This is a genomic window from Steroidobacter flavus (assembly GCF_042651805.1).
Taxonomy (GTDB): Bacteria; Pseudomonadota; Gammaproteobacteria; order Steroidobacterales; family Steroidobacteraceae; genus Steroidobacter; species Steroidobacter flavus.
Genome location: NZ_JBHSDU010000003.1, coordinates 2,344,419 through 2,363,679 on the forward strand (window position 1 = coordinate 2,344,419; position 19,261 = coordinate 2,363,679).

A 19,261-nucleotide genomic window follows, 5' to 3' on the forward strand; every position below is an offset into this window, starting at 1 on the left:
TCACTCAGGAACCAGCCACTGGATGTTCACGCCGCCCGCGCCGTCTTCGGCCATCGCGGCGTGCGCTTCGCGAAGGGCGGGGGCGATCTCTGCGTCGAACTGCCAGGGCGGATTGGCGACGATCAGGCCGGAGCCGTTCAAGCCGAGCGGCGAATCGGCCGGCCGCACGCTCAGCTCCACCAGCAATAACTTTCTCAATCCCGAGTTTTGCAGCGACAGCTGCAGTCGCTGCGTTTCGCGACCGGCCTTGATTGGATACCACAGCGCGAACATGCCATTCGGCCAGCGGCTCATGCCGAGCAGCAGCGCTTTCTCGACTTGTGCGAATTCATTTTCCGATTCGTAGGGCGGATCGATCAGCACCAGGCCGCGATTCTCGCGAGGCGGAAGATACGTTTTCAGCGCGGCATAACCATCGCCGCACACGACCGAGACACCGCGTCGACCGCGCGTCGCCTGTTCGAGCGCTTGGGCCTCGGCGATTTGCTTTTCCACCAATACGATGCGGTCGCCCGGTCGCAGATCGCGCGCCGCCAATACCGGCGAGCCCGGATAACGCTGCGTGGTGATCGCGGAGATCTCTTCCGGGGAACTAACGGCGTCCAGATACCGCCGAAGATCTGGAGAGGCGCGAGTAATGCGCAGAGCGCGGCCTACGCCGCCCTGCGACTCGTTGCCGCGTAATGCATCGTGGGACAAGAGGTCATACCAGCCTCGGCCGGCGTGAGTGTCCAGGTAGAACAGCGGCTTGGGCTTACGCTTCAGACGGTCGAGCAGGGCCAGCAGCACGATGTGCTTGTGGACATCGGCGAAGTTGCCGGCATGGAACACGTGGCGATAATTCACGGGCGAAGATCAGGGCAGAACTTGAGAGGGACAGATCCATGATCGTACTGAATTCTCCAGCGCGAGGCTCTTCGATCCTGGCCGTACTGGTGTTGACCACGCTGACCGCGGCCTGCTCGAGCGGTTCGCGCGACGATCGCCGCGCCGCAGCCGCTGAACCCGCATCGGTGGAGAGTCGGAAGGCAGTCGTGGGTAAAGAGAGCAGAGAAATGCCAGCGCAGCGCGCACCTGGCGAGGAGCGCATGCCCATGCAAGGCACAGGTGAAGTACCGCAGCAGTTGCTCGCGATTTTCCAGGACGATCTGGCGCGACGCGCGCTGGTGAAGCACGACGCGATTACCGTCTTGAGCGCGACCGAACAGCAATGGCCGGATGGCTCGATGGGTTGTCCGCAGCCCGGAATGATGTACACGCAGATGGTCGTGCCCGGCTATCGCGTCGTCCTGCAGGCGAGCGGCAATCGCTACGCCTATCACTCGGATCAGCGCGGCAACTTCGTCGTGTGCTCGAACGGCATGGCATTCAAGCCGGTGAAAGAGCAGAACAAAGGCGAGCCGCCGGCGGAGTGATTATGAGCGCGCCAATAAAAAAGCCCCGGGCATTGCTGACCGGGGCTTCATTCCGAAAGTTGGAGACGATCAGAACTTGATCTTCCCGCCCGGCGGCGCGACGAACAGCGCCTCGGTGCTCTTCGTGGCACCACCGCAGTTGCTTGCGGTCGCGCAACGATCGCCGTCGGTCTGAATCATCACGCCCAGTTCCTTGGTCGTGCCCGGGATCTGACCGAAGTCATACACCGAGACATTACCGCTCGCACCGCCCGCCAGATCGCTGGCCGGCGCCGCGAAGTAACGTTCGCCGAATGGCACGATCTTCAGACCTTCGATCGAGTCGCCTGGCCCGCCGAAGTAGAAGTCATCAGCGAACACCGAGACCCCAACCACTTTACGTGCTTCCACATCGGCCGCGGTCAGACCGAACTGTTCGAGGCACGCGTTCAACACGGTGGTGCTCGAGTTGGTCGGATGCTCGACGAACCAGAACGCGTCGGCGTCGCCCGTGGCGAGATTGATGGACCATGCGAGTTGTCGGCCATCGCTCAGCTCGTTCAACGATACGTCACGATTCAGCAGCCAGTAGTCGTCCTCGCCATCGTTGTTGAGGTCCAGGGCGATACGATGATCGACCGCAACCGGCAGCGTCTCACGCTCCCACATGTTCACCGCGAACGACCACAGGTAGCCGGACGAGCAAACATCGGTCGGCACTTCCAACGTCGTGACACCGACGGCGCGCAAGTCGGGGCGCGGCGCATTCTCACCGCGTTCGCCCGGCGGCGTGTTCGGGCTGGTTGCCAATAGTGAGTAACCGTTGAGCTGCGCAGCGCCGACACCGCGATTCTTCAGGCTGATCGTACCGACGCCACCGCTGCCCGCTTTCCACGTCGGGCCGCCCACGACTTGAGTATCGGCGGACTTACGCGGCAACACATGCCAGGGCAGCGTGAACTTCTCAGGCTTGCCAAACAGCGCGACCTTCTCGAACACCAGATAACCGTCGTACTCCTGCAAGGTCAGCGGCACGGGGTTCGGGCCATCGGGGCCGGCGTTCATCAAGTTGTTACGCAACTTGCTGCCTTCGATGGTCATGAACACATCGATAGTGCGATCGCCCTTGGCGGGGACCGCGATCAACGGCAACGCATGGATCTTCACCGCGCCGTTGGCGACATCGTTGGCGAAGCGATAGGTCGGCTTCACCTTGAAGATCGCCGCTTGCTTGGAACGGTTGAAGACGCGCACGCGCTTGTGCACGAGAACCGCCTTGTCCGCCACGTCGACGAAGCCGAAGCTCACGCCGCCGCTGCGAGTGCCGGTCTTCACCAGATCGAAGCCATAAGCACCAGCCGTTGCGGCTGCCGCGCGATCGACACGAACTTCACCACCGCCAATCCGTGAGATCGGTGCGAGCGAGTCCGGAATCACACCGGAGGGCGTGCCCGGTTGTTCGATGTCGGTCTCCGCGTTGTTGATCAGCAGTTGTTTCAATCTCTGCGGAGCCACCGTCGGATACAGCTGTTTCAACAAAGCCGCCGAGCCCGTGACCATCGGGGCGGCGCCCGACGTCCCGCCGAAAGCATCGGACTGAGTGCCGGAGCCCGACATCGCCGACACCGACGCGCCCGGCGCGCCAATCTCAGGCTTGATGCGGAAGTCTTCGAACATCGGTCCGCGCGACGATGTGGATGTGACCGAGCTGATCAACGGGAAGGTGTTATCGGGATCGAAGGTCACCGTCGCGCCGGTGCGGATCGCATTCGCGTCGGCCTGGCTGATCATGTAGCCCGGAATCGTGATGGGCACGCCATCCGAAAACGCGCCGGTGAATGGCGCGCTGCCGTCGACCAGGCCGATGACGCCGATCAATGCACCGCCTGCCTGGATGTTGCGAATCTTGTCGGAGAACGTGCAGCTGCCACGATTCACCAATGCGATCCGTCCCGTCAGCGAGCCTGCCGCAAACGGCGTGCAGCCGAGCGCGTTGCTCGCCGTGAAGACCACCGGTGCGGTAATCGCCGTCGTCAGTTCAGCGGACCAGTCTTGATGAATCGCGCCTCGCTGCGCCGGCGTGACTGCCGGCGTAACGATCGTCATCAGATCGACGACTGCGGAGGGAACATTGGTCTGCGCAACCGACAGCGCCGTTACAGCGGCCGCGGGCGAGCCCGTGATGAAGGGTTTATCAGAGCCGTTGCCCGCCGACGCCACAGTGAACGCGCCGAGTTTCGTGCCGCGATCGACCGCTGCGGACAGATCGTCGTCGAATGGCTGGCCATAGTCCGAACCGAGGGACATGTTGATGATGTCCGCGTGATCGGATGGATCGCCGTCGCCGTTCGGATCGATGGCCCACTCGAACGATTGCATCAGTGCGACGCCGCTACACGTGGAGGTCGGGACGGCGCACGCCTTGACCGCATACAACTTCACATCCGGCGCGACGCCATTCTTGCCGCCGATGATGTCGGCGACGTGCGTGCCATGTCCGCCGAAGGTGCTTTGATCGGGAGCTGCGATCGGATCCGGATCTGGCGCGAGCGGCGGGCCGCCGGCAGCACCGGTCCAGGCCTCGCCAACGAAGTCATAACCGCCGATGACCTTTGCCGTTGGGAACAGCCCATCGGTGGTAGTGTTGCGAGGATCGGCGGCTGAGGTGCCCCACGCCTTCGCATAGGCTTCCGCGGTTCCGGCGCCACCCAATGATTTATGGGTGTAGTCGATGCCGCTGTCGATCACCGCGACTCGCACGCCTTTGCCGGTCACGCCCAGGCCGTGCAATGTTTCACCGCCGATGTATGGGACGGTTTCTGTGAGATTGCGCTTGTAGTTACCGGTCGGCGCGACCCGCGTCACCGCGCGATCGTTTGCAAGCGCTTTGACGTCGGTCGAGTCGATCTCGAGAAACACCGTATTCGCAACCAGCTGAACCGAGCCGATGACCGTGGCGCTCGGTGCGCTCTGCGCGATGCGGCTGATGAACGCTGTTTGTTCGATCAGCACATCGGCTTTGCTGGTTCCGGTGCGATCGCCGACGGGGGCGGTGTTCAGTGAGACGGCGACTTGCACGCGCGTCGGCGTGCCGGAGTTACGTAGTAGCTGTGTGACATCGTTGAGCTGCGAGCGAGCCGGTGTTGGCAAGCGCGACTCCAGTCTTTTGGAGCCGGTTGCCACAGCGCGCTGAGCGGCGCTGGCATCGGCGGCCACTACCGTCAGCACGGTCGTGGCGATCAGCGACAGTGGACCCACTGTCGCCCTCCTGCGAAAGTTAGTCATGATGATCCCCTTGCTGTTATCTGCAATCGCGCGACATTCGCCGCCTTCGCTCGGCGTAGTTGCAGTTCCGCGGCCAGACGGTTTCGAATGCGCAATCGCTGCAACCGACGCTACTCCTGCATCGCGGCTAATTCAATTACGCAAAACTTTCCAAGCGCGTGCGCGCCGCTGTCGTGACTAACAAAAGTTAGTGCGAGGGGATTTGTATACTGAGAAGTGTCAGCGAGCTCGACACCCTCACAAGCGACGTGAATGTTTTATTTCAGCTCGCGGAGCCAGTCGCGCGGTCGGAGGAAATCTGAATAGAGGCGCGCTTCCGGGGTGCCGGGCTCGGGCGTCCAGTTATATTCCCAGCGCACCAGCGGCGGCAGCGACATGAGGATGGATTCGGTGCGGCCGCCGGACTGCAGGCCGAAGTGCGTGCCGCGGTCGTAGACCAGGTTGAATTCGACGTAGCGCCCGCGACGATACAGCTGGAACTGCCGTTCCCGTTCGCCATGCGGATGATCCTTGCGACGCTCGACGATGGGCAGGTAGGCCTTCAGGAAATGATCGCCGACGCTGCGTTGATACTCGAAGCAGCGCTCGAAGCCCCATTCGTTCAGGTCGTCGAAGAACAGGCCGCCGACGCCGCGCGTCTCGTTACGATGTTTCAGAAAGAAATATCGGTCGCACCAGTCCTTGTGCTTGGAATACACGTCGTCGCCGAACGGTGCGCAGGCTTGATGCGCGGTCCGGTGCCAGTGCAGGACGTCTTCGTCGAATGCGTAGTAAGGCGTGAGATCGAAGCCGCCGCCGAACCACCACGCGCCCGGTGAGCCGTCTTTGGGAATGGCGTTGAAGAAACGAACGTTGGCGTGCGTCGTCGGGATGTAAGGATTCCACGGGTGGATGACAAGCGACACGCCCGTCGCCATCCATTGCGCATCGGCCAGCTCGGGCCGCTGCGCGGTGGCGCTCGGCGGCAGGCGAGAGCCCATGACATGAGAGAAGTTGACGCCGGCCTGTTCGAAGACTTTGCCGCTACGGAGCACGCGGCTGTCGCCGCCGCCACCTTCGGACCGATCCCAACGATCGCTGCTGAACGTCGCGCCGCCGTCGATCTGCTCGATGCCCGAACAAATGCGATCCTGCAGTCCACGCAGGTAGGCGAGAACGGCATCAGCGTCGACGGCCATCAAACGATCTCCAATTGAGCGAGTACAGCCATGATGCGGCCAAGCTGCCAGCCAGGGAAGTCGGGTGCGAATGCCCGCACCGTGCCGCGAGTTACAGCTCTATTGAGCGACAAAGCCGCCGGCCAGCAGCTGGCGCTGCATGGTCGACGGCGTGTGGCGCGAGGATTACTTTGGCTTGGCGGGGGCTTTCTTGGCCGGCGTTTTCGCGGCCGGCTTGGCCGCTGACCTGGCAGTTGCCGTTTTCGCGGGAGCTTTCTTGGCAGGCGTCTTCGCCGCGTCCGAAGTCGGAGCCTTCGCTGTTTTCGCCGGCGTGGTCTTGCTCTTGGCGGCAGCCTTCACTGGCTTCTCTGCCGATTCGGCGGGCGCGTCCGTCTTCGCAGCGGTCTTCTTCGCGAAGCGACCGAAACGGCCTTTGCCACGCTCGGGCGCAGCCTTGAGCAGCTCCACGCACTCGTCCAGGGTCAGCGTCTTCGGATCGCGTTCCTTCGGAATCTTGGCGTTCTTCACCTTGTCGGTGATGTACGGGCCGAAGCGGCCGTTCAACACCTGAATGCCGGCTTCCTCGAAATTCAGAATGGTCCGATTCGCATCCAGCTCTTCCTTGGCCTTGATCAGCTCGAGCGCACGGGGCAGCTCGATGGTGTACGGGTCGTCGTCCTTGATGGACGCGAACTTTTTCGCGCCATATTGAATGTAAGGACCGAAGCGGCCGATGGCGACGCGAATCGAATGGCCGTCGCTCATCTGACCCACGGTCCGGGGCAGGGTGAACAACTCCAGCGCTTCCGGCAGCGTGATGGTGTCCATTCGCTGCGTGGCCTTGAGGCTTGCGAACTTCGGTTTCTCTTCGTCGTCCTTCGTGCCCATCTGCACGAACGGACCGTACTTGCCGTAGCGAACCGAAATGGGCTTGCCGGTCACCGGATCGGCGCCGAGCTCGCGGGCTTCGGAAACGTCTTCGCGCGTGACCGTCTCATCGACCACATCGACGCGTTCTTTGAATTCGGTCCAGAAGCGCTCCAGCACCGGCACCCAGGCCTCGCGGCCGTCGGCGATCTCGTCGAGGTCGTCTTCCATCTTGGCGGTGAAGCCGTACTCGACATAGTGATGGAAATTCCGTGTCAGGAATTTATTAACGATCTTGCCCAGATCCGTCGGTGTGAAGCGCCGATTCTCGAGCGCCGTATATTTCTTGTTGACCAGCGTGGAAATGATGCTGGCATAGGTCGAGGGCCGGCCGATGCCGTGTTCTTCCAGCGCTTTGACCAGACTCGCTTCCGAGAAGCGCGGCGGCGGCTCGGTAAAGTGCTGTTCGCCACGCAGTTCGAGCAGCGTCACCTGATCGCCGACGTCCATCGCGGGCAGGATGCGATCGTTGTCGTCCTCGATCGTGTCGTCCTGGCCTTCCTTATAAACGGCGATGTAGCCTGGCTTCACCAGCGTCGAGCCGTTGGCACGCAGGACGGCGGTCGAGCCGTCACGCTTCGCGCTCGTGCCGGGCACGAGGTCGACGGCGACGGTGTCATACACGGCCGGCTCCATCTGGCTCGCGACCGCGCGCTTCCAGATCAGGCTGTAGAGCTTGAGCTGGTCGGCGTCGATCTTGCCGGCGAGGCGATCGGGAGTAATAGAAGCGGACGTGGGACGAATCGCTTCGTGCGCTTCCTGTGCGTTCTTCGACTTCGTCTTATAAGTGCGCGGCGACTCGGGCACCGAGTCTTTGCCGTACTCGCGCTCGATCACCTGCCGAATCTCGGCGATGGCTTCGTTGGCGAGGTTCACCGAATCGGTACGCATATAGGTGATGAGACCGACGGCGCCTTCGCCGAAGTCCACACCTTCATACAGCTGCTGCGCCAGGCGCATCGTGCGCTGAGCGCCGAAGCCGAGCTTGCGGGCCGATTCCTGTTGCAGCGTCGACGTCGTGAACGGCGGCGACGGATTGCGCTTGCGCTGCTTCTTGTCGATGTTGGCGACGCTGAGCTTGCCGTTGGCAGCGCGCTCGATGGCAGTGCGCACATCGGTAGCCTGGCCCTCGTTCGTCACCGTGAACTGTTCGACCTTCTCACCGCGGAACTCGATCAGTCGCGCCGGGAATGTTTGCTTCGACTTCTCGACGTCCGCATCGATGGTCCAGTACTCGCGCGGCTTGAAGGCGAGAATCTCTTCCTCGCGCTCGCAGATCATGCGCAGCGCCGGGCTCTGCACGCGACCGGCGGATGCGCCGGGCAGACCCGCTTTCTTCCACAGCAGCGGCGAGATGTTGAAGCCGACCAGGTAATCGAGCGCGCGTCGCGCCTGCTGCGCGTTCACCAGATCCTGCGAGATGTCGCGCGGCTGACCGATGGCTTCGCGAATGGCGTTCTTGGTGATCTCGTAGAACACCACGCGATGCACGTCCTTGCCGTCGAGCACGCCTTGTTCCTTGAGCAGCTCGGTGAGGTGCCAGGAAATGGCTTCGCCTTCGCGGTCAGGGTCGGTCGCCAGATACAGAGCGTCGGATTTCTTGAGCGCTTTGGCGATGGCCTGAACGTGTTTCTCGTTCTTTTCCAGGATCTGATAGCGCATGGCGAATTTGCGCTTCGGATCGACGGCGCCTTCCTTCGGCACCAGGTCCCGGACGTGGCCATAGGAAGCGAGCACCTCGAAATTTTTGCCGAGGTACTTCTTGATGGTCTTCGCCTTTGCAGGCGATTCCACGATGACTAGATTCTTCTGCTCCATAAAAAAAGAAACCGCGGTGGCCGCGGTGCTGCTGAAAACTGCGGTGTGTTAACCGCGGTTCTTCAGTGCACCACTTGCAGACGGTTATCGAATACCAAGTCCTCCATCCGCAGGTAAGCGCTCTGTTGACCGGGCTGGCTGAACAGCACCATGAGCACCACCCACTTCACCTGTTCAATGTCGATCTGTTGTACGTCGAGCGCCAGCAGACGGTCGATGACCAGCTCACGCTGCGCCGGGCTGATGATGCCGATGTTCTCCAGGTACAGGATGTACCCGCGGCATTCGGTATCGAGCCGTGCCTGTTCGCGCGCATCGAAGATGCGAATCGCTCGCGACCCCGGAATGGCGCCAGCGCGGTTCGGATCGGCCGACAGCTGCTCGAGCCACTCGAGCGCGCGGCCCACTTCTCGTTCGGAAAATCCGGCGCGTTCCAGTTCGTCCCGGAGAGTGTCGCGGTCGGGTTCGGGGGCGCAGTCCAGATCGGCGTCGAAGTAATTCTCGAAGAGATAGATCAGGATATCGAGAACGCTTTCCTTCATTTCGCTGCCTTGTCGTCGAAAGGGCCTCGGCCGCTTTCGACCAGACTATTCGTGCGCCGGGCGTACCGCCCGCCAGGGCAGGCGTCGATGCGCGCCTCCAGTTCGAGGATCAGCAGCATGGACGCTACCTCGTCGGCCTTGAGGCCGGTACGTGCGATCAAAACATCGACACTGGCCGGCTCGAAGCCGAGCGCATCTAACAGGATTTCATACCCTTTGTCCAATGCCGGGGCTAAAACTGCTGTGCTTTCAGCGGTTTTGGTCGCGGTCGGGGTGAGCGCGGCCGCCAGCGGGCCAAGCTCGGCGAATATATCGTCCGCCGTTTCCACCAGCTGCGCGCCCTCGCGGATCAGTTTGTGGCAACCGCGTGAAAGCGGATTATGAATCGAGCCGGGGATCGCGAAGACCTCGCGCCCTTGCTCCGCTGCCAGCCGAGCCGTGATCAACGAACCGCTCCGCACTGCAGCCTCCACCACCAACGTACCCAGTGACAATCCACTGATAATGCGATTGCGCCGGGGAAAGTTGCTTCTGCTCGCCGGCGTGCCCAGGGGAAATTCGCTGACCAGCGCGCCGCCGGATGCAATTTCCGCTGACAACCCAGCATTGGCCCGCGGGTAGTCGATATCAAGGCCAGTACCGCACACGGCGATCGTCAGGCCGCCGCCATCGAGCGCGCCTCTGTGGGCGGCTGTATCGATGCCGATCGCCAATCCGCTGGTGATCGTCAGGCCTGATCGCGCCAGATGCGTAGCAAACCGGCGCGCGATGTCATGTCCAGCCTGACTGGGATTGCGCGAGCCGACAATCGCCAGCTGCGGCAGGCTCAATGCATCGGGATTGCCACGCACCAGCAGGCCGGTCGGCGCGTCGGGTGAAGCAGCCAGCAGCGCTGGGTAGCGAGCCGAGCCGCGGGGAATGAAATGATGCGCTGGATGATCCAGCCAGCGCAGGTGTCGTTCCAACAATTGGGGCTGCGTGCCGGCGTGGTAACCGGGCACGAGGGCCTGTTCCAGCCATTTTTTGAGCTCGTCCATGAGCTCACGAAGCTACCCTCGGTCGAGGCGCGCTTATGGGGTTTTAGCGCGGTCGCCCTGGCGAATTTCGTGCGTTGTTTCCATCACGAGCGCGTAGCTCATGTTGTCGAACGCTTTGAACACCATCAGCACACCGGCACGCTCGTCGGGCAACTGCACGTTGCTACCGAAGTTCGCGCTGCGGCTACGACGAGCGGCGAGGCCGCCTTCTTTGAAGGTATCGCGCACCACACCGCCGCGCTGATACACGGCGAGGATGTGGCCAGGCTCGAGGCCCGCGGATGAGCCGCGATTCAGCGCGACGACTTGATACTGACCCATCACCGTGTGACTACGCACGGCGATGATGCCGGCATCGATGTCGGAGGAGGGCGAGTGCGGAACGAAGTCCACATTCACATCCACTGACTCCGGGAACACCTTGTCGCCTTGCAGGACTTCGCGCGTCGAATCGGTCATCACCAGCTTGGCCGGATCGCCTTCAGTCGCGACGGGGCCCGAGCCCACGTACATGCCCGAGTATCCGAGCAGCGCGTTGTTGTCCGGATCGCGGAGTTCTTCTTCGACATGGATGACGCTGTAGCGCGTCTCCAGCGCCGCGTCGCCGATGCCGCGTGCGTACACTTCATTGCCGATCGCGCCGATCATGTGCGAGTCGCGCATCGCGACCACATACGGCGCGGTCTTCACCTGATCCTTGGTCAACAGCGTCGGCCGGCCCATGAAGCTGGCGACGATGTCGTAGGGAATCGCGGTAATGGCCTGGCTCAACGGAGAGCGTCGCACTTCGGGCGACAGGCGCTTGCCGCCACGACCGCTTTCCACGGTTTCGCCGCCTCGTTCAGCCACCGTCAGACGGGGCTGACCGTCGATGTAGACCAGCTTGAGCACGTCGCCGGGATAAATCAGGTGGGGATTGGCGATCTGGGGGTTCACGTACCAGATTTCCGGCCAATACCAGGGCTCCTTCAGGAACACCTTGGAAATGTCCCAGAGGGTGTCGCCGGTCTTCACCACATATTGATCGGGGGCATTGGTGGCCAGCGGAATATTGCTGCCGGAGCCGACGGTTTGGGCCGGGCCATCCTGGGCGAGGGTGCTCGGCGGTGCCAGCAGGCCCGCGGTGACGGTCAGACCAGCGACCAGGCTCAGCAGGATCGCCGGACGAAGTGCCAGATTCGCAGTTTTCATGCGCTTCAACGAGCTCCCATTAGAGTCCCTGAACAGCGACGCCCGGGGTGTTTTTCCGGCGCGTAAGGTGTTGTACCGACGCGCAAAAACCCAATCGGGGCCGACATTAAGTTCAACAGTGGCCGAACTTTAGCAGCATCATTGCAACGAGTGCAGAAATGGGGCTCCAGCCCGCGACGTGGTTCTCATTCCTGCGCTCGGCGCCCCCGCGGGGCGCCCATTCATCTTGTCTATGGCAGTCTTGGCCACACAGGGCTTGTTTCCTGCCAAATCAACTGCAGACTAGGCGATAGTTTCCGCCTTCCGACGTTTTCGAACATGGCACTACTTCCGATTCTCGAATTTCCCGATCCGCGCCTGCGCACCAAAGCGCAGCCCGTGGAACAGGTGGATGCCGCCCTGCGAAAGCTGATCGACGACATGTTCGAGACCATGTACGCCGCCCCGGGTATCGGCCTGGCCGCCACCCAGGTGAATGTTCACAAGCGGCTGCTGGTCATCGACATCAGCGAAAAGCGCAATGAGCGCCTGGTGCTGATCAATCCCGAGATCGTCGATCACAGCGGCATGGAGGAAACCGAAGAGGGATGTCTGTCCGTCCCCGGGATCTATGAGAAGGTCAAACGCGCCGACCGCATCCGCGTGCGGGCGCTGGATCGCGACGGCAAGCAGTTCGAGCTCGATGCCGACGGGCTGCTGGCGGTGTGCATTCAGCATGAGATGGATCATCTCGAAGGCAAGCTGTTCGTCGACTACCTGTCGGACCTGAAGCGCACTCGCATTCGTAAGAAGCTCGAGAAGGACCGCAAGGAAAAGGCCGCCGACGCGGCTCGCGGGCGGAGCAAGGCGCTCTAACCGTTGCTGACGAGCGGGGCCGAAAGGCCCCTCTCTGTTTTTGGGCCGATCTTTTAAGTGGCGCGAAGTGCAATACGAACACTTAAACTGCCCGCCCCACTCCGGTTGAGTTCGATGTCATCCCAGTTGTCACTGATCTTTGCGGGCACGCCCGAGTTCTCCGTGTCCGCGCTGGAAGCGTTGGTCGCCTCGCGCCATCGTGTGCTGGCGGTTTACACGCAGCCGGACCGGCCGGCGGGCCGTGGGCAGCAGGTGACGATGAGCGCGGTGAAGCAGTGCGCGCTCAAGCATCAGTTGCCAGTCGAGCAACCGCAGACGTTGAAAGATCCCGCGGCGGTGGAGCGGCTTGCGCACTACCAGGCCGATCTCATGATCGTGGTCGCGTATGGATTGCTCTTGCCGAAGACCGTGCTCGATACGCCGCGACTCGGTTGCGTGAATATTCACGCCTCGCTACTCCCGCGATGGCGGGGAGCGGCGCCGATTCAGCGGGCGATTCAGGCGGGAGATAAAGAGAGTGGCGTGACCATCATGCAGATGGACGTCGGTCTCGACACCGGTCCGATGCTGCTCGAACGAATCACGCCGATCGACGCGCGCGAAACCGGCGCGACGCTGCACGATCGTTTGTCGACGCTCGGCGCCGCAGCCGTATTGGAAGCTATCGATGCAATCGCGGCGGGCACCGCGAAGCCGGTGGAGCAGCCGAAGGAAGGCGCGACGTATGCCGCGAAGATCAAGAAGGAAGAAGCGTTGATCGACTGGTCGAAGTCCGCCGTCGAGATCGATCGACACGTGCGCGCGTTCAATCCGTGGCCCATCGCCGAGACACGTTGGAACGGTCAGCAGCTGCGCGTCTGGGAAGCATCGCCGCTCAATAAGAAATCTTCCGCCGCGCCGGGCACGGTCGTGGCAACGAGCGGCGAGGGCATCGAAGTTGCGACCGGCGACGGAACGTTACAACTCACTCGCGTGCAAGCGGCAGGTCGCAAGGCCATGCCCGCCGTGGATTTCCTCAGAGCGCATCGCCCCGAAGGCGCGGTCCTTGGAACGTGAGCGCATCAGCCGCAGTCAGAGCCAGAGCCGCGAGAGTGGTCGCGGAAGTCGTCGAGCGCGGTCGTTCGCTCGACGCGGTGCTGGCCGAGGAAAGCACGAGTAACAAACAAGAGCGCGGCCTGCTTCGGTCGCTGAGTTACGACAGCATTCGCTGGTACGTGCGACTCGATGCCTTGCTCACGCGCCTGCTCGCTCGACCCAATCAAGAACTCGAGCCGGAGATTCGCGCGCTCGCCATCGTCGGCTTGTGCCAGTTGATATACACGGATATTCCCGAGCATGCGGCCGTCGCGGAGACCGTCGCGGCGACGAGAGTGCTCAAGCAGCCGCGCGCTTCGGGACTGGTGAACGCCATTTTGCGTCGCTGTCAGCGCGAACACGCGCAGTTGTTGCCGAAGATCGATCGCGATCTGGCCGTGCGCACGGCGCATCCGCGCTGGCTCGTCGAGAAGTTGCGCAAGGACTGGGGCGATCGGGCCAACGATATTCTCGATGCGAACAATCAGCGGCCGCCATTCTGGATTCGTGTGAATCGGGCGCGCGTCACGGCTGCGAACTATCGAGAGCAATTACAGGCCAGGCAGATCGGTGTGCTCGCCAGCGCTTTCGACGACACGGCGCTGTTGCTCGACCAGGCAATGGATGTCAGCGAATTACCGGGCTTCGACGACGGCTGGGTCTCGGTGCAGGACGCCGCCGCGCAACTCGCGGGTCATCTGCTCGAGCCGCAGGCGGGCGAGCGCATTCTGGATGCCTGTGCCGCGCCCGGCGGCAAAACCGGCCACTTGCTCGAGCTGGCACCTGAACTTGCCGCGCTCACCGCGGTCGATGTTTCTCCCGAGCGGCTAACGCGCGTCTCGCAGAATTTGCAGAGGTTGGGCGTGACCGCGAAGATCGTCGCGGCGGATGCCGCGGAGCCGGCGAGCTGGTGGGACGGCAAACCGTTCAACCGGATCTTGCTGGACGTGCCCTGTTCCGCGACCGGCGTCATCCGCCGTCATCCGGACATCAAGCTGCTGCGCCGGAGCGATGACATCGCGGCACTGGCGGCGCGCCAGTCGCAGTTGTTGCGGGCTTTGTGGCCGCTGCTCCAGCCAGGTGGCAGATTGCTCTATGCCAGCTGCTCCGCCTTACAGGCCGAGACCACCGCGGTCATCGCGGACTTTCTGCGTGACGAGCCGACCGCACGCGACGCCACTGGCGACAGGCTGCAGGCGTTGCCGCCCATTGGGGAGGGAACGCATATCGGGACTCATGGCTTAAGAATCGCAGCGGGTTCCGCGGGGATGGACGGTTTTTATTATGCTCTGCTCGACAAGCGGCCTGGCCCAAGTGGCGACTTGCCTGCATCAATCAACATGAACTCGTCCAATCTCGGTTAAGGATGCTCCGTGGCGGCAAGCCCAACCTGGCGCGATGTGCTTTGCCCGAGTCCGCTGGACGCGATCGTCCGGTGTGCTTTGGCGTGGCTCGCGGCAGGGTTCGCGGCGCTCGGCTGCCTGCTTGGAGCGGCGGCCTCGGCCGCCGAGACGCCGGTCCGCTTCGAAGTCCGTTCCGCTTATGTTGAACCGGCGGATCGCGTCTACGAGCTGAACGCCACCCTCAACTTCGATCTGCCCGAGGGCGCCCGGGCCGCGATCCGTGAAGGCGTGCCGCTCACCCTGCATCTGGAAATCGTCGTCAAACGCCAGCGCAGTTACTGGCTGGACGAGACGGTCGCGACCCTCGACCAATCCTACGAACTGGCGTACCGCGCCCTGAGCGAGCGCTATCTGGTACGCAATTTAAATAGCGGCGAACAAGCGTCTTATGCGACGCTGGACGCCGCGCTCGATGCCCTGCGCGTGATCAGCCGCCTGCCGATTCTGGACCAGGCGCTGGTGTCGCCGAACCGGCGGCACGAAATCAGCGTGCGCGGTAGCCTCGATGTGCGCACGATGCCCGATGCCTTGCGCTTCGTGCTGTTCTGGTCGGATGACTGGCGGCAGCGCAGCGAGTGGTACACATGGTCGCCGCAACTCTGAAACGCACGCTCGTCTCGATCCTGGTGCTCATCGGATCGGGGCTGTGGGTGGCCGCGTTGCTCATCATGGCGCAGACCGTGCAGCAGTCGGCGCACTTCAGCGATCTGCATCCTTTCATCGTCGGCGTCAACGTCGCGGGCCTGCTGGTCCTGTCGATTCTGATCGGCGGCCGCCTCGCGCAACTGGTGCGCGACTGGCGCAAGCGAGTGGTCGGCTCGCGTCTCGAAGCGCGCATGGTGTGGATGTCGGCGACGCTCGCAATGGCGCCGCTGTTGCTGGTGTTCTATTTCTCCGTGGTGTTCCTCAACAAGGGCATCGACAGCTGGTTCCACGTCGAGATTCGCCAGGGATTGGAAGACGCGTTGACGCTGTCACGCGCCGCGCTCGATCTGCGCATGCGCGAATATTTGGAACGGACGCGCGCGGTCGCGGCCCGTATTGCTCCACTGCGCGTCGGCTCGTACCAAGAGCTGGATGAGTTGCGCCGACAGAATGAAGCGGTGGAGATCACACTGCTTGCGTCGAACAGCCGCATCCTCGCAACGAGCTCCGATCGGCTCGGCGACATCGTGCCCGCGCCGTTGAGCGATGAAATGACGATGCAAGTTCGTCAGGGCCGCGACTACGTCGCGCTCGATCCTGCCGCGGGCGGCGGTTATCTGGTACGCACGGCGGTTCGCGTGCCGCAGGTTCTGCCCGGCGATGAGCAGCGCGTACTGCAGGCCATATATCCAATCGAACGACGACTCGGCGAGTTGGCTGACACGGTCGAATCTTCGTATCAGCGTTACGGCGAGAAGGCGCGCTTACGCGAGCCGTTGAAAACAAGCTTCACGCTCACGCTGACATTGGTATTGCTGTTGTCGCTGTTCGGGGCGTTGTACGGCGCCTTCTGGGCCGCGCGCCGACTGGTGCGTCCGATTCAAGACCTGGTCGCGGGCACGCGCGCGGTCGCGAAGGGCGACTTCGATTTGCGCTTGCCGCTGACCTCGCACGACGAAATGGGCATCCTGGTGCATTCGTTCAACGACATGACCAAGCGACTCGCGAAGTCGCGCGAGGAGACCCGACGTGTGCAGCAGGCTGTCGAAGCCGAGCGCGCCAATCTCGCGGTCATTCTGGCCCGCTTGTCCACGGGCGTGATTTCGCTCGAGCCCGATCGAACCATTCGTACCGCGAACCAGGCCGCGTGCTCCATTCTCGGGGTCGATGTGGACACCTTGATCGGCAAGCCGCTGTCGCAGACGGAAAGCGAGAGCACGCTGTTCGAACAGTTCCAGTCCACCTGTAGCGCGCATCTGGCCGCCGGCCAGAGCGAGTGGCGCGAGCAGCTGGTGCTCCAGGGCGAATCGACCCGGCGCATCCTGATGTGTGCCTGTACCACGCTGTCCGGCGAGGACCAGACGCCCGGCGGCTATGTCATCGTGTTCGACGACATCACCACCCTCCTGCAGGCCCAGCGCGACGCGGCTTGGGGCGAGGTGGCGCGGCGTCTGGCGCACGAAATCAAGAACCCGCTGACGCCTATCCAGCTGTCCGCGGAACGGCTGCGCCATAAACTGCTGGGGCACATCGACGCGACCCAGGGCCAGGTCCTGGACCGGGCCACCCACACCATCGTCCAGCAGGTGGAGGCCATGAAGGAGATGGTCAACGCCTTCAGCGAATACGCGCGCACGCCGGAGATGGATGTGTCACGCTTCGACTTGAACCAGCTCATCGGCGAAGTGGCGGAGCTGTATCGCGCGCCGGGCCGGCCGGGCACGACCCTGCAGCTGCAGAAGGGGCTGCCGGACATCGAGGCGGACCGTGGCCGCCTGCGTCAGATCATCCATAATCTGCTCGCCAATGCCTGGGAAGCGCTGGAGGGGACGCCGAATCCGTCGGTGCGCGTGGTGACGCGGCTGATCGAGAAGGGCAGCGGGGCGACGGCGAGCCGCGCGGCGGAGATCGTCGTCGAGGACAATGGACCGGGCTTCCGGCCGGACGTGATCGGCCAGGTGTTCGATCCTTATGTAACGACCAAACCGAAAGGCACGGGCCTGGGGCTCGCGATCGTGAAAAAAATAGTCGAAGAGCACGGCGGAGCCATAGACGCGGATAATGTGCGCACAGGAGGTGCGCGGGTGTGTATCGAGTTGCCGTTGACTGCGGTCCGCGGTGGCGGTCCGATTCGCGAACGGCGCACCGGACCGAGGAGGGAGCGGGCATGAGTGCAGCGCGCATACTAGTCGTCGATGACGAAAGCGAGATCCGCGGGCTTCTGAAAGAAATCCTCGCGGACGAAGGTTACGAGGTGGACGTCGCCGCGGATGCCGCGGAGGCGCGCTCCGCCCGTGCGCAACACGATCCCGATCTGGTTCTGCTCGATATCTGGATGCCTGACACGGACGGCATCACTTTGCTCCGTGAGTGGGTGCAGCCAAACGGCACGTCTTGCCCGGTCGTCATGATGTCGGGCCACGGCACCGTGGAGACGGCGGTCGAAGCGACACGTCTCGGTGCCTTCGATTTCGTCGAGAAGCCACTGTCGCTCGCCAAGCTGTTGCGCACGGTCGAGCGGGCGCTGGATTCCGGTCGTAACAAACGTCAGAGCGGACGCTCGCTGACGCCGCCTCTGCTCGCGCCCGTCGGCAAGAGCCGCGCGATGGCCGCGCTTCGTGAGCAAGTTCAACAGGTCGCGCCGCATGAGACACCGGTGCTGATCGTCGGTGAGCCGGGCACGGGGCGCGAGGCGTTCGCGCGTTACATTCATTCGTTGAGCCCGCGTGCGACGGCGCCGTTCGTGCAGCTGGTTGCGACCGGCGTCAGCGACGACGGCGCGGCCGCGGCGTTGTTCGGCACCGAAGATTCCAATGGCGTTCATGCCGGTGTGTTCGAGCAGGCGGCCGGCGGTGTGCTGTTCATCAATGGCGTCGAGGATTTGCCGCCCAAGGCGCAGGGCTTGTTGGTCGCCGCGCTCGAGACGCGGACGTTTACGCGCGTCGGTGGCGCGACGCCTGTTAATACCAATGTTCGAATCATCGGCTCCGCGACCTCGCGTTTCTTGAACGCCGAGGGCACGGGCGTGCGGCTCGAGCTGCTGTCGCGCTTGAATGTCATTACTTTGAATGTGCCGCCGCTGCGTGACTACGCGCAGGACGTGCCGGATCTGCTACGTCACTACGTCGATCGTTTGGTTGATGAGCAGCACCTTCCGTTCCGCCGCTTCGGCGTCGCCGCGCAGAATCGCCTGCGGAATTATCCGTGGCCGGGGAATGTGCGTGAGCTGCGGAATCTGGTGCAGCGGTTGTTGATCCTCGGCGGCGAGGAAGAGATTCGACTGGATGAGATCGAGCGTGAGCTCGCGGCTCATGCGCCTACCAACGAACCTTTAGTGAAACAGGATTTGTTGGCGCTGCCGTTGCGTGAGGCGCGCGAACATTTCGAACGCGCTTATTTGCAGCAGCAGCTGATTCTTTGCAACGGCAAAGTCGGTCAGCTCGCCAAGCGCGTCGGCATGGAGCGCACTCACCTTTATCGCAAGCTTCGCTCGCTCGGCGTGGATTTTCGTCAGCTCGCTGAAGACTAAGCTTTCGCTTCGCGTTGCCGCTAACGCGTTGCGCGCAGCCTTCGGCAGAGCTGGGGCGTAGGTGGGGGCTCGGGAAACTCGCGAGCGTCTTCACCGTTGGCTGACTTTGCCTTCGATGGCTGCCGCACGATTTGGGCTGCTGCCGCTTCACTGCCAGTGTCGCTCGTTCGCGCTAACGCGCTCCGAGCTGCAACGCGCGTCGTCGGTTGTACTGCGAGCCTGCACGGCTTGCTCGACTGGCCGCGGCGGTACCGTCACCGTGGTTGCGAACTTCCCGAGACCCCCACCTTTCCCCAGCTCAAAGATGCGCGACTCGAGACAGGCTCGCGGTTGCCGTCGCCTGACTTTGCCTTCTAGCTCTGCCGCACGATTTGGGCTGTTGCCGCTTCACTGCCAGTGTCGCT

At 62.9% G+C, this 19,261-nt stretch carries 14 protein-coding genes; 7 read left to right on the plus strand and 7 right to left on the minus strand.

The features are described 5' to 3' along the window. The gene (locus ACFPN2_RS15795) at positions 1-846 is read right to left on the minus strand and encodes a 23S rRNA (adenine(2030)-N(6))-methyltransferase RlmJ (RefSeq protein WP_380598135.1); all 846 of its coding nucleotides are present in this window, start codon (positions 844-846) and stop codon (positions 1-3) included. 38 nt (positions 847-884) lie between these two features. Between ACFPN2_RS15795 and ACFPN2_RS15800 the strand changes: the two genes are divergently transcribed. Continuing rightward, positions 885-1,415, plus strand: coding sequence for a hypothetical protein (locus ACFPN2_RS15800; RefSeq protein ID WP_380598136.1), 531 nt, complete (start codon positions 885-887; stop codon positions 1,413-1,415). A gap of 69 nt (positions 1,416-1,484) precedes the next feature. On the opposite strand, the gene ACFPN2_RS15805 is transcribed toward ACFPN2_RS15800, so the two are convergent. The 6 genes from ACFPN2_RS15805 to ACFPN2_RS15830 all read right to left on the minus strand — a co-directional run bounded on the left by ACFPN2_RS15805 (position 1,485) and on the right by ACFPN2_RS15830 (position 11,351). Next, positions 1,485-4,652, minus strand: coding sequence for a S8 family serine peptidase (locus tag ACFPN2_RS15805; RefSeq protein WP_380598137.1), 3,168 nt, complete (start codon positions 4,650-4,652; stop codon positions 1,485-1,487). Positions 4,653-4,936: 284 nt separating this feature from the next. Beyond that, the gene (hemF, locus tag ACFPN2_RS15810) at positions 4,937-5,857 is read right to left on the minus strand and encodes an oxygen-dependent coproporphyrinogen oxidase (RefSeq protein ID WP_380598138.1); all 921 of its coding nucleotides are present in this window, start codon (positions 5,855-5,857) and stop codon (positions 4,937-4,939) included. Between the two features lie 165 nt (positions 5,858-6,022). Further along, on the minus strand, positions 6,023-8,581 hold the full coding sequence (locus ACFPN2_RS15815) for a DNA topoisomerase I (RefSeq protein ID WP_380598139.1): 2,559 nt from the start codon (positions 8,579-8,581) through the stop codon (positions 6,023-6,025). A gap of 62 nt (positions 8,582-8,643) precedes the next feature. Next, on the minus strand, positions 8,644-9,123 hold the full coding sequence (locus ACFPN2_RS15820; protein ID WP_129641229.1) for a Smg family protein: 480 nt from the start codon (positions 9,121-9,123) through the stop codon (positions 8,644-8,646). After that, the gene (gene dprA / locus ACFPN2_RS15825) at positions 9,120-10,160 is read right to left on the minus strand and encodes a DNA-processing protein DprA (protein ID WP_380598140.1); all 1,041 of its coding nucleotides are present in this window, start codon (positions 10,158-10,160) and stop codon (positions 9,120-9,122) included. Before dprA ends, ACFPN2_RS15820 begins: the two co-directional genes overlap by 4 nt. 33 nt (positions 10,161-10,193) lie before the next feature. After that, positions 10,194-11,351, minus strand: coding sequence for a LysM peptidoglycan-binding domain-containing protein (locus ACFPN2_RS15830; RefSeq protein WP_380598141.1), 1,158 nt, complete (start codon positions 11,349-11,351; stop codon positions 10,194-10,196). A gap of 318 nt (positions 11,352-11,669) precedes the next feature. Between ACFPN2_RS15830 and def the strand changes: the two genes are divergently transcribed. The 6 genes from def (at position 11,670) to ACFPN2_RS15860 (ending at position 18,857) form a co-directional block, all read left to right on the plus strand. Further along, the gene (def, locus tag ACFPN2_RS15835) at positions 11,670-12,206 is read left to right on the plus strand and encodes a peptide deformylase (protein ID WP_380598142.1); all 537 of its coding nucleotides are present in this window, start codon (positions 11,670-11,672) and stop codon (positions 12,204-12,206) included. Between the two features lie 114 nt (positions 12,207-12,320). Further along, positions 12,321-13,262 (plus strand): methionyl-tRNA formyltransferase, encoded by a 942-nt coding sequence (fmt, locus tag ACFPN2_RS15840; protein WP_380598143.1) that lies wholly within the window; start codon positions 12,321-12,323, stop codon positions 13,260-13,262. Further along, on the plus strand, positions 13,259-14,644 hold the full coding sequence (gene rsmB, locus ACFPN2_RS15845) for a 16S rRNA (cytosine(967)-C(5))-methyltransferase RsmB (protein ID WP_380598144.1): 1,386 nt from the start codon (positions 13,259-13,261) through the stop codon (positions 14,642-14,644). The genes fmt and rsmB overlap by 4 nt, the downstream gene beginning before the upstream one ends. A 9-nt stretch (positions 14,645-14,653) precedes the next feature. Beyond that, complete coding sequence (locus tag ACFPN2_RS15850; RefSeq protein WP_380598145.1) at positions 14,654-15,286, plus strand: DUF4390 domain-containing protein; 633 nt, start codon at positions 14,654-14,656, stop codon at positions 15,284-15,286. Next, positions 15,268-17,499, plus strand: coding sequence for a sensor histidine kinase (locus ACFPN2_RS15855; protein WP_380598147.1), 2,232 nt, complete (start codon positions 15,268-15,270; stop codon positions 17,497-17,499). The genes ACFPN2_RS15850 and ACFPN2_RS15855 overlap by 19 nt, the downstream gene beginning before the upstream one ends. After that, a complete protein-coding gene (locus tag ACFPN2_RS15860) occupies positions 17,496-18,857 on the plus strand; it encodes a sigma-54-dependent transcriptional regulator (RefSeq protein ID WP_380598149.1) in 1,362 nt (453 codons plus the stop codon). Before ACFPN2_RS15855 ends, ACFPN2_RS15860 begins: the two co-directional genes overlap by 4 nt. Positions 18,858-19,261 lie beyond the last annotated feature (404 nt).